Source organism: Mesorhizobium sp. M2A.F.Ca.ET.037.01.1.1 (assembly GCF_003998075.1).
GTDB lineage: Bacteria > Pseudomonadota > Alphaproteobacteria > Rhizobiales > Rhizobiaceae > Mesorhizobium.
The window spans coordinates 1-11,324 of the sequence record NZ_RZSA01000090.1; the positions used below are offsets into that span (position 1 = coordinate 1).

At 62.5% G+C, this 11,324-nt stretch carries 10 protein-coding genes and 1 pseudogene; 7 read left to right on the forward strand and 4 right to left on the reverse strand.

What is annotated here, in order from left to right; genetic code table 11:
* Positions 1–249: 249 nt before the first annotated feature.
* From EOA27_RS07145 to EOA27_RS07175, 7 genes and pseudogenes are all read left to right on the forward strand, one after another.
* On the forward strand, positions 250–573 hold the full coding sequence (locus EOA27_RS07145; protein ID WP_024505644.1) for a DUF736 domain-containing protein: 324 nt from the start codon (positions 250–252) through the stop codon (positions 571–573).
* Between the two features lie 181 nt (positions 574–754).
* Entirely contained in the window at positions 755–1,024 is a 270-nt protein-coding gene (locus EOA27_RS07150; protein WP_024505645.1) for a helix-turn-helix domain-containing protein, read from the forward strand.
* Positions 1,021–1,569, forward strand: a complete 549-nt coding sequence (locus EOA27_RS07155; RefSeq protein ID WP_024505646.1) for a S26 family signal peptidase — start codon at positions 1,021–1,023, stop codon at positions 1,567–1,569. The genes EOA27_RS07150 and EOA27_RS07155 overlap by 4 nt, the downstream gene beginning before the upstream one ends.
* The gene (locus EOA27_RS07160) at positions 1,557–2,240 is read left to right on the forward strand and encodes a lytic transglycosylase domain-containing protein (RefSeq protein ID WP_024505647.1); all 684 of its coding nucleotides are present in this window, start codon (positions 1,557–1,559) and stop codon (positions 2,238–2,240) included. The genes EOA27_RS07155 and EOA27_RS07160 overlap by 13 nt, the downstream gene beginning before the upstream one ends.
* A gap of 178 nt (positions 2,241–2,418) precedes the next feature.
* A complete protein-coding gene (rlxS, locus tag EOA27_RS07165) occupies positions 2,419–4,389 on the forward strand; it encodes a relaxase/mobilization nuclease RlxS (protein WP_024505648.1) in 1,971 nt (656 codons plus the stop codon).
* A 355-nt stretch (positions 4,390–4,744) separates the two neighbouring features.
* Positions 4,745–5,731: an ATP-binding protein gene (locus tag EOA27_RS07170; protein WP_126057775.1), complete on the forward strand. Its 987-nt coding sequence runs from the start codon at positions 4,745–4,747 to the stop codon at positions 5,729–5,731.
* Positions 5,732–5,748: 17 nt separating this feature from the next.
* Positions 5,749–8,217, forward strand: a pseudogene (locus EOA27_RS07175) (S8 family peptidase).
* A gap of 232 nt (positions 8,218–8,449) precedes the next feature.
* Here EOA27_RS07175 and EOA27_RS07180 read toward each other — a convergent pair.
* The 4 genes from EOA27_RS07180 to EOA27_RS07195 are packed head-to-tail and all read right to left on the reverse strand — an operon-like array spanning position 8,450 to position 11,323.
* Positions 8,450–9,979 carry an E2 ligase fold family C protein gene (locus EOA27_RS07180; RefSeq protein ID WP_126057776.1) on the reverse strand — a complete coding sequence of 510 codons (1,530 nt, stop codon included), beginning with the start codon at positions 9,977–9,979 and terminating at the stop codon, positions 8,450–8,452.
* Between the two features lie 3 nt (positions 9,980–9,982).
* The gene (locus tag EOA27_RS07185) at positions 9,983–10,471 is read right to left on the reverse strand and encodes a Mov34/MPN/PAD-1 family protein (protein WP_126057777.1); all 489 of its coding nucleotides are present in this window, start codon (positions 10,469–10,471) and stop codon (positions 9,983–9,985) included.
* Entirely contained in the window at positions 10,468–11,085 is a 618-nt protein-coding gene (locus tag EOA27_RS07190) for a putative metal-binding protein (RefSeq protein ID WP_126057778.1), read from the reverse strand. Before EOA27_RS07190 ends, EOA27_RS07185 begins: the two co-directional genes overlap by 4 nt.
* Positions 11,078–11,323: a DUF2604 domain-containing protein gene (locus EOA27_RS07195; RefSeq protein ID WP_245491043.1), complete on the reverse strand. Its 246-nt coding sequence runs from the start codon at positions 11,321–11,323 to the stop codon at positions 11,078–11,080. The genes EOA27_RS07190 and EOA27_RS07195 overlap by 8 nt, the downstream gene beginning before the upstream one ends.
* Between the last annotated feature and the right edge of the window lies 1 nt (position 11,324).

Consider the following 11,324-nt stretch of genomic DNA (forward strand, 5'->3'; position numbering starts at 1 on the left):
AAGGACCATCCCTGCGGCTGGCTTGTCGACCTATGGGCGGGTCCGGCCGCCCGAAACCCTCGCGCCATCAGCTTTTTTCCCCGCCGCCTGCGGCGGCTTCCTCGCGCCGCTTCGCTCACAAAAAAGCTGCCCGCTCGGGTCCTTCACTGTCGCTGCGGCCCTGTCGGATTCAGGCGGTCCTGACGCGCCCATTACGGTGCGCCATCGCAGGGGATGGTCCCCGGCGAAACCACAAAAGGAGACTTCGAAATGACCGCGATCGGTTACGTCAACAAGCAGGAAAACGGCGCCTACAAGGGCCAGTTCAAGACGCTCAGCGTCCGCGCCGACATCGATATCGTCCCCAACCAGGCCAAGAGCGCCGATAACCATCCCGACTTCCGGGTGCTTACGCAAGGGGTCGAAGTCGGCGCTGGCTGGATCCGCACCGGCGAGACTTCCGGCAAGGATTATGTGAGCCTGTCGATTGCAGCGCCGGAGTTCGGACCGCGCAAGCTCTACGCCAATCTCGGCCGAGCCGCCGGCCAGGACGATCACGACACCTACGCCATCATCTGGAACCCGGCCGACTGACCGGCCGAGATAAGAGCCTCGCGCCGCAGCCCCGGCGCGGGGCTCATTCCCAGGAGTTCCACCCAAACCCCGTCCGCCCTAAAGGGCGGCGAAAACTCTCCCCCGACTCTTCGCCCGTCCCCGAGACGATCTCCCTCGCCCATCCTCGCCCTCGCTTGTCCGAAGCGAAACGAGGATCATCATGGACGACGAAAACGAACGCGCGGCCCGCGCGAAAAAGGGCAGCCCGTTTCTCAGCACAGCCCAAGCCGCCTTCTATATCGGGCTCTCCCAGCGCACGCTCGAAAAGATGCGGCTCAAGGGCGGCGGCCCGAAATTCCGCAAGCACGGCCGCTATGTCCGCTATCACATCGACGAACTCGACCATTGGTCGAAAGGACACCCGCAGCACTCCATCGCCGGCGATGGCAAGGCCGGTTCCGGCCAGGGCGGCACGGGAGGCCGTTCATGAGGCGGCGCCCTTCCATCCATCTGATCGGCAGCCGCCTGAGGCGTGTTCGAGCCCGTAAGACGGTCGCCTTGGCCGCGGCCGGTCTCGGTCTTTTGGGCTTCACGGCGCTGGGAAAGCCCGCCCCTTGGCTGGTCTGGAACGCCTCGGCCAGCGCGCCGATCGGCCTTTACCGCATCGCTGCGGGAGCGCTGGCGCGTGGCGATCTCGTGCTCGTGCGCCCGCCTGAATACGCGGCGTATCTCGCCGCCGAGCGCAGCTATCTGCCTCGCAATGTGCCGCTGGCAAAACGTCTTGCAGCGCTGCCGGACGATAATGTCTGCGCCTTCAATGACGCCATCATCATCGGCGGCGACATCGTCGCGCGCCGGCTCAAAATCGACGCCGAAGGCCGACCTTTGCCATGGTGGAACGGCTGCCGAGCGCTCGGGGATAACGAGGTTTTCCTGCTCGGCAGCGACAAAAACCGCTCCTTCGACAGCCGCTATTTCGGGCCTGTTCCCACTCAAAATGTCATCGGGAGGCTCGTACCACTATGGACCGAGTGACCCTCCTCTTGTTGGGCATGATCGCCATTGCGCCATGCGCCTGTTCCGCCTCGACCGGCGCTGAGCCGGTCGCCATCTCCCAAAGTCCGCAGCTGCGAAAGTGGCAGACGTTGGTATCGGAAGCAAGCCGGCGCTTCCATATTCCCCAAGCCTGGATCTATGCCGTCATGGCTGCCGAAAGCGGCGGCAAGACAATGCGCGGCGGCCGCCCCATCACCTCCCCCGCTGGCGCCATGGGCCTCATGCAGGTGATGCCCGGCACCTATGAAGAGATGCGGGTCGAACACGGCCTTGGGCCTAACCCCCACGATCCGCGCGACAATATCCTGGCCGGCACGGCCTATCTCAGTGCCATGTATGACCGCTTCGGATTTCCTGGCCTGTTTGGCGCCTACAATGCCGGTCCCGAGCGCTACGACGAGCATTTGAAGCGTGGCAAACCGCTGCCAGAAGAGACCGTCGAGTACCTCGACCAACTCAAGGCGGCCGGAGTTTCGGCGGCCGACATCGAGGCGTTCGAAAGCCAATCTGTCGCTCCAAAGGCGCAAATCGCTCCTCTCGGACGGTCGCTGTTCTTCATTCATGACGGTGTTCACTCAGGCGTGCGAAACGGCGATCTCTTCGTGCCGCTCGGCAAGGACGGCGCGCAGCCGAAGGAGCCGGTGCGTTAGCCATGGCGGACGGGGGCGCGTCTGGCGGGGCTGGGCGCGGAAGGCAAGATAAAGGTACCGCCTCCAGGAGGCGGTTAAATCTTTGTCTGCACATCGTTTTTCCGGGAGGCTGCCGCCGGTGCCAAGAGGGTTTGACGTGTAAGTGTCTGATTTTGCTTGATATGTCTGGGAGGCTCGCATTAAGGATGACGAGTTCAGGCCGAAGCTCGGCAAAATCGGGTCGCGCGGCTCGAAGGCCGGCAAACGCTATGCCGGCCAGGTTCGTGCGGCGATCAACCGGGCTGGCGGCCGGCCGCAACGCGGTGGTCGCTTCACAGGAAGCCGGACAGGGCGCGGCGGGGCGGCCGCCGCACTGCTGAAATCGCGCGACCGGTATGCCGCCTTCCGCCAGCGCCGGGTGATCGTCAAGGCGCGGGTCGTCAAGCTCGCCGGCAAGGGCGCGGACGGGGCGCGTGCCCATCTACGCTATCTTCAGCGCGACGGGGTCACCCGCGAAGGTGAACCTGGCGAGCTCTACGGCGCCGACAGCGGCCGCGTCGACGGCAAGGCGTTCATCGATCGCGCGGACGGCGACCGCCATCAGTTCCGCTTCATCGTCGCTGCCGAAGACGGCATCGAGTACGACGACCTCAAGGCGCTGACGCGGCGGCTCATGGCGCAGATGCAGGAAGACCTCGGCACGAAGCTCGACTGGGTCGCGGTCGATCATTTCAACACCGGCCACCCGCACAGCCACATCATCGTCCGTGGCAGGGACGACCGTGGCGAGAACCTGGTCATCGCGCGCGAATATATCTCATCTGGCATCCGCGAGCGGGCGGCCGAGCTGGTCAGCCTCGATCTCGGTCCGCGAACCGACCGCGAGATTGAGCTTCGCCTGCGCCGGGAAATGGAGCAGGAACGCTTCACCAGCATCGACCGTCGGCTGCTCAGCATGCGTGATGATGACGGCCTGGTCTCGCCGGGCGGTCCCGACGCCATTCGCCAGACGCTGCACCAGGGACGGCTGCGCAAGCTCGAGCGGATGGGTCTGGCCGCGGAGGTCGGCGCTGGCTCCTGGCGCCTCGACGATGAGCTCGAAGCCACGCTGCGCCGCACCGGCGAACGCGGCGACATCATCAAGACCATGCACCGCGAACTGACCGGCAAGGGGCTTGCCCGCAGGGCCGCCGACTGGGTGATCCACGATCGATCCGGCGAGCCCGTCCAGTCTCTCGTCGGTCGCGTTGTCGCGCGTGGACTGGCCGACGAGATCAATGACCGCCATTACATGATCGTCGACGCCGTCGACGGTAAGAGCCATTGGATCAACATCGGTAGAGGCGAGGCGATGGAAACGATGCCTAATGGCTGCATCGTGCGTGTCGCGCCAAGGAACACCGAGCCGAGGCAGGTCGATCGTACCATCGCCGAAATCGCCGCCGCGCATGGCGGCCGTTACGACGTCGATATGCACCTGAAGCATGACCCATCCGCCACCGAGAGCTTTGCGCGAACGCATGTGCGGCGGCTGGAGGCGATCCGCCGCGCGACCGGCGGCGTCGAGCGAGAGCCGAACGGCACCTGGCTCATCGCGCCGGACCATCTCGATCGCGTCGCGAATTATGAGGGCCAGCGGGCCAGGGCCGAGCCTGTCGTTGCCGACAAGCTCTCCTCAATGGCGCTGGAGCGACAGGTCAGCTTCAACGGCGCCACCTGGCTCGACCGGGAGCTGGTTGCCGATAGACCCGAGCCTTTGCACGGATCCGGCTTCGGCCGCGACGTGAGAGAGGCGCAAGCTCGCCGGCGGCAGTGGCTGATCGCGCAAGGCCTCGCGCATAAAGAACAGGATGGGATCGTCTATCGAGCCAACATGCTTTCGATCCTGCGCCAGCGAGAACTGAACCGTGTTGCTGGCCAACTGTCGGAGGAACTTGGCCTGCCCTATGCCGAAGCGCGATCCGGAGGACGAGTAGAGGGTACGCTCCGCCGCTCCGTCGAGCTTGCCAGCGGAAAATATGCCGTCGTTGAAAAGTCGCGCGAGTTCACGCTGGTGCCATGGCGGCCGGTGCTTGAGCGCCATGTGGGCAAGGAGGTCTCCGGTGTCGTAAGTGGGGAGGGGATTTCATGGACCGTCGGCCGGCAAAGGAGCGGACCTGGTGTTTCGTGAGATGGTGTACAGCTTTTTAGCCAGCGGCGCGGGCAGCCATGCGAGCCCGCGTAGACCTTATGGCCGCACGCCCGCAATCGGTCGCATGGACCTGCCAGGCGGGGCGGCTTTGGAGCGTTCGGACCCGACACGCTGCGTGAGTGGCCAGACTTCGAGCGCTCGAAGATGCGGACTGTTGTCTGCTGGCCGGCGTTATTCCGGCTGGCCTATGACCGCGGCGCAACAGTTCACCGCTGAAGTTGCCACGGGCGAACATCGACAAGAGAAAAAACACCATTGCGCGATACAAATCGCCGTTGAAAGCGTTTAGGTTGCATGCGCTTCGCCAAGTAAACGGATACCCCAGAAGAGAGCCATGACCACGGCCCGCCATATCGTGACGCTGCTTAAAAGCCACATTGCCGGCGACGAGGATCGTTTCCTCTCTATCGCGATGCAGCTTGCTGCGCATGAGGCACGTCAAGGCCATGGTAAGCTTGCTCAGGAGCTCAAGGATCTGGTCGACGCAGCCAAGAGCAGGGACGCCCGGATTGTCAAGAGCAGTCGGCCGGTTCCCCTTTTTCAGCCAAAGGGCGAGCTCGCAGGGCTCCTGCATGTGCGCTATCCGGACCTGCGACTGACCGACATGATTTTGCCGGACAGTCTGCGCTCGCGCCTGCACCGCGTGCTGGGAGAGCAGCGCCAACAAGCAAGCTTGCGCGAGCACGGGCTTGTTCCCCGTCGCAAACTGCTTCTGGTCGGCCCGCCAGGATCAGGCAAGACGATGACCGCATCGGCATTGGCCGGGGAGCTTCATCTGCCCCTTTTCACGATCGTCCTCGATGGTTTGATCACCAAGTTCATGGGAGAGACTGCCGGAAAGCTGCGGCTTGTTTTTGATGCAATGCAGGCGACGCGGGGCGTCTACTTCTTTGACGAATTCGATGCCATCGGCGCGCGTCGAGGCGAACGCCAGGATGTTGGCGAGATTCGGCGCGTGCTGAATTCGTTTCTGCAGTTTCTCGAGCAAGACGACAGCCACAGCCTGATTATTGCGGCAACAAATCATCCCGAGCTGCTCGACAGAGCTTTGTTCCGCCGTTTCGACGATGTCATCGAATACGCCGTGCCCGATCGGCCGATTATAGAGGCGCTGCTTCGGGCTCGACTCGACCGCTTCGACACCAGAGGGCTTGCCTGGAACGAGGCGATCTCTCAGGCAGAGAGACTGTCGCAGGCCGAGATCACGCGCGCGGCCGACGACGCTGCAAAAACCATCATATTGCGGGGGGGGAAGCGGATCACCTCGGAAGCGCTCATCGACGCTCTGAAGGAACGCCGGCAGGCGTCGCTGTTTGAGTAGCGACAGCACAGATCATAATGGCAGACGATTTTCCGCGCGACCGCGCCCATATCCACCTTCGCAACAACGGCATTCGGGAAGCCTATCGGCGGCCCAACCAACTTATACATGCACCGCCGCTGCCGGCGCGTGATCGGGCGTCGCATGCTGCGGCCTTGACGCAATCCATCGAACAAGCGGTCGAAAGTGCACGCCAGCAGATTGCGGCGCGTGACCCCCAGCTGTCGGTCGGCACGCCTGGCTTTTACCTCGCGATCGATCTGCCCATGTCCGGACGGGCGGCCCTCGACCAGTTGGCCGATCGTCGCCAGCACATGGAGCTGGTCGCCGTCCATGAGCCAACTCAACCCGGTGCTCCCATCACAGCGTCGGTGTTCCTGCCGCAAAGCGCGCAAGCCTATTATTTGCGGAAAGTCGAGGCGTATCGAGACGTTGATACTGACCGCGGCAGACCGCGCAACGAGCCGCTCGTCTCCCGCATGGAGACAGTCAGGCTGGCGACTGCACGATCGTTGTTTACCGACCACGACGACCTCTTCCCCCAGGCCGCTGACGAGCAGGTGTGGTGGGAAGTCTGGCTGCGCGACGGTCGCCGCGAGAACTTCGAGCACATTGCCGAAGCCCTGAACATCACTTTGCGCACGCATGCGGTTAGGTTTCCGGAGCGGGTGGTCATGCTGGCCCTCGCCAGCACGGCAATGCTCGACCGCATGATTGCGCACAGCGATGTCGTCGCCGAGCTGCGGCGCGCGAAGGATACGCCGTCCTTCTTCCTGGGCCTTGGCGGCGCGGAGCAAAGGGACTGGAGCGACGAGCTTCTCGGGCGCGTCAGACCGCCTCAATCCGATATTGCGGTCTGCATTCTCGACAGCGGCGTGCGTCGCACCCACCCGTTGATCGAACCCGCACTTGCCGTTTAAGACTGGCACACCGTCAAACCGGCATGGGGCAGCGACGACACACCTGCGTGGAGCGGCCACGGGACGCGAATGGCAGGTGTCGGCCTGTACGGTGATCTGGTCCCGCTCCTGGTCGGAGGCGATCCAGTTCCATTGCCCTTTCGGCTGGAGAGTGTTCGTATCCTTCCGCCAGAAGACGAGGCAAACGATCCAGAACTCTATGGCGCGATCACCGCGGAAGCGATCGCCCGCGCCGAGGTGCAGGCGCCGGAGCGCCGCCGCGCGATCGCAATGGCTGTGACAAGCGCCAGTCCGGCGCGTGGAAGGCCCACATCGTGGTCTGCCGCTATCGACCAACTCTGTTTCGAAGAGGAACAGCGACGCTTGATCGTTCTCTCTGCCGGCAACATCGGCGATGACCTCATGCCGGCCGAGCATTTGACGCGCAACGATCTGGAAGCAGTCGATGATCCTTCTCAGGCCTGGAATGCGCTGACGGTCGGCGCTTTCACAGAAAAGGTCGATATCATTGACACCGACTTTTCGGGCTACGCTCCGATCGCGCCGGTCGGCGAGCTCTCGCCGCGCAGTCGCACTTCGGTCGTTTGGGACAGGCAGTGGCCGGTGAAGCCCGAGGTCGTCTTCGAAGGCGGCAATCTCGCCCATGACGGTGTGTTGCCCGGCGAGCCGATCGACGATCTGCAGATATTGACCACTTTCTGTCGACCCGAACTGCGCCACTTCACCACCCTCGGAGATACGAGCGCGGCAACGGCCCATGCCGCACGGATGGCGGGACTAATTCTATCAGCGCGCCCCGAGCTGTGGCCTGAATCGGTTCGCGCCCTGATCGTCCACTCGGCCGAATGGACTCCGGCGATGCGCGCACGCATCGATGCGTGCAACGGAGCGAAGGGCGAGATCCAGGCGCTCGTGCGGCGCTATGGTTACGGCGTGCCAGATCTTGGGCGCGCGCTTCTGTCAACGGTGAACGACCTCACGCTTATCGTTGAAGATGAGCTTCAGCCTTTCCAGCGCGAGGGCGGCGCGGCTGCCAAAACGCGTGACATGAAGCTGCATCGCCTGCCTTGGCCGAAGGAGCAGCTCGCGGCGCTCGGCGCTGCCCAGGTCGAGCTCCGCGTCACGCTGTCCTATTTCATCGAACCCAACCCCGGTGAACGCGGATGGACCCGCCGGCATCGTTACGCGTCCCATGGTCTTCGGTTCAGAGTAAAGTCAGCGACCGAGACAGTCGACGAATTCCGAGCCCGCATCAATCAGGCCGCTCGGGACGAGGAGGAAGGGGCGCCTGCTGGAGGCGGAGAAGAGTGGCTGCTCGGCACCTTCCGCGATCGCGGCTCGTTGCACGCCGATTTCTGGTCGGGCAGCGCCGCCGATCTCGCCGAGCGTGACGCGATCGGCGTGTTCCCGGTCGGGGGCTGGTGGAAGGAGAAGCCTTACCTGGAACGCGTCGACGCTCTGGCTCGGTACGCCCTGATTGTGACGATTCGGGCGCCTGGGGTCGATGTTGACATCTTCACACCCGTCGAAGCAGCCCTGACTGTCGAGACGTCGGTCGAGACCTGATGCAGCACTGTCCAAACCGGCCAACAACGGAGGTTTGACCAGCCTCTGGTGCCATGGCGGCTGGTGCTGGATCATCACGTCGGCACGGGATCATGCGCGGAGGACGATAGGCCGGCAAAGGAGCGGGCCAAGCGTGTCATAATGGCGCCCATGGTCACGCCCACAAGCCGCGCCCCCTGCGTCTACGGAGAGGTGCGCGTCTGCTTAGGCGGCCGAGACATCGCTTACCTGATCAACGCGCTCCGTATTTGCGCCTGTAAGCGGCAATGAAATCGTCGTCGCTACAGATGCAGCGGCCGCTGGAGTCCTTGGCCTTCGGATCGTGCAAGTGAGAGCCAAGGGGGCGCAGAAGATTCACCCGAGTGCTCGTCGTCGGGCTCATGGGAAACCCCGCACTATGCTTGACCAAATCCGCGGCAAGCATAATCCCGGCAAGCACCGACTGAAAGGCCATCGGAACCACAGTTCGAACGCGGCGACTTCCTTCGCTAAGCTGGAACACCAGACCGCCGCAGATAGCCTGCTGATAAAAGGAGCGCAGGGGCTGGCCGACAAACGGGGCTAGCGGTTCAAACGGCACAGCCATCGCTGTAGCCACGCGAACTACAAAGTCGTTGGGAACTCCGGCATTTGTCTGCAGGAGCGTTTTCACCTGCTCGTGTGCTTCCGGTATTCCGAGTTCCTCGGCAATCAGCTGGTGCTCGTCCTTGGATTTTCCGGATGGCAGGTACATGCAACAAAGGCAAGCCTGGCCGTCATCGAAACCATGCCGGGAGATACCGAGATCGTGCTCCTGCATCCAAGCGTTTGCGATCCATCGCGGCAGTGCACCTTGGACAGCCAGACGGTCGGCGGCGGTGTCAAGCGCCACACCCACTTGGTCTAAGACCCAATTGCCCCGGCGCGCAACATATTCTGCCCACGTCAGAGGGTGCGCCTCGACCTCAAGGCCAGTCGATCTAAGGGCGGTGGCTGCAAGAACCGCCTTGGACATACCAATCTCCGCCTGGCCGGCCAATGCGTAGCGCTGCAGGTTTGAGAGTTCGATCGCTTCGTGATCGATTACATGCAGACGACCCTTGAGATCGGGTTGTCTCGCTAGCGCCCAAAGCGAGCCATGGCCTATCGCACCGAGCCCAACGAGGTGGGTTTCGCCAAGGTCGACTGGGAAGTCGATCGGGCCAGCCTCCCCGGCTTTGGTCTTGTCGTAGCTGCATAGCGAGAGGTCGATGGTTTCGTCCAACTCGGCGCCGGTCAACTGGGCGGCGAAGATAGTTCGAAAGACGTTGGCGGCGCCGAAGCAACTGGCGGCGCCAGCTCCAAAAGGCAGCAGACTTGGGCCAGAGCCCACCGGGTCCGTACGCGACAGCTTTGCCGCCCAACCGTCCGATCCCACGAAAAAGATCGGGCACCGGAGTGATGGGCGCGTTACCCCTGCAACGACGCAGACGGTGGCAGACTTGCCGGAACGCCGGATGCCGACTTTTGGATTGATCGACTTTGCCAAGCGCTCCAGCGCTTGGGCTTGAGAGCTCGCCGCGCTGTCCAGCGGGAGTATCGCCAGAACCGGGTAGAGCCTAGCGAGCAATCTCACCGCAAGATCTAGTGTCGCCTGGCCTTCGGCGCAGGAAGCGGCCTGATGGTCGAAGGCGACTGCCACGACCTGCTTTTCAAGAGCTGCTTTGAAGTCTCCCAGATGAAAATCGGCCAGGACCTGAGATGCCGCCGTGGCGGCACGATCGATGAAGTTAGCGAATGCCATTGTTCAACTCGATATCATGATCATTCGCGACAGTGCCGCGGGAGGGAGCGCATTCCATTTGGCCTTTTCGTCAAGCCGATAGGCGGCGACCCGAGCAAAATCGAAAGGCTCGCGGGCGAAATTCGGCACTACCAGCGACAGACACCCAACCGTGGTAGCAACCGCATAAGCGTCGTCCGTCGTCGAATGGTAGGCGCGGCCCGGATGGCTGTGAATCTGGGCCAAGAGTTTCAGGCCGCTTTTGTAGAGCCAGACATTGAGCCGGTGCAGTTCTTCGGCCGCAACGATCACGCAAACGCCATCGTTTGTCCGAATGTGACGCTGCGCCGGGATAACCGTCTCTGTTACGGCAAAGTGCCGGTCTTGCTGAACGCCGACCCAGAGCGCCATCCCCTCATTGCCTTCGCGACCAACTGAGCGCAGATGCCCATGCGTGGTCGAGATGCAGCCGCGCGGGAGAGTCACGATCGTTACATCTCTCAAACCAGTCATTCTTGTATCGCCTGAGGGGATACCACCATTCCTACGATTGCCGGTGGGAGTTGAATCTGCAACTGCTCTATAGGAATGATTCCGTACTTGATGATCTTGTCCAGGATGAAGGCCAAACAGCCTTCGCCAGAACCCCGATGAAGTAGCCATGGATCACCTGAATGGGCTGGATTGTCGTGGTATTCCCGGACGCCCGCCATGCACAGGAATGGTTCGTCCTCGGGACTGTTGGCCTGGATGAAGTCCGTCAGCGGCACGGCGTTCTGCTGGATGAGAGCTCCTATCATCTCCGGCGGCGTTCCGGGCAGCGGCGGACGTCTAAGCATTTTCAGGTATAGATCTTTCCGGGCAATCGGATGACGCGTAAACGGATCGACGAAGACCACGGACGGTGGTCTTAAGTCGTAGTCGGTGAAGTCGACCTCGCTCGCTGCGCTGATCACCCGTGGTTTTAACTTGAGGCTTGCGAAAATGAAGAAAGCGCGCGGAAAGGTCGCCTCGATCAAGAAGCAGCCCTGAGCCCGATAGACATCAGCATATGGCCGGAACCGGCCGATCTCCCGATCAAACTTCGCTCGGGAGACCTCCGGATCCACACTTTGGGGTTTAGGCACCTGCGACGCCCGCCTTCAGGCTGAGGAACAGGGTCACAGTATTCGGGAAACCGAAATCGCCAAGCTTCTTGTCGACGTCGAGCAAGTTGCCGGCCTCATCCTTCAATTCCCAATTCTCGGCTGGTTGGGCGACATTCTGCGTGTTCTCAAGGGCTTTGGTACGAATGACGTGAAGCGGCTGGTTGGGATTGGCTTCGACCTGCGTGGGCTGGCCGTTCACCACCATCGTGATCTCGATC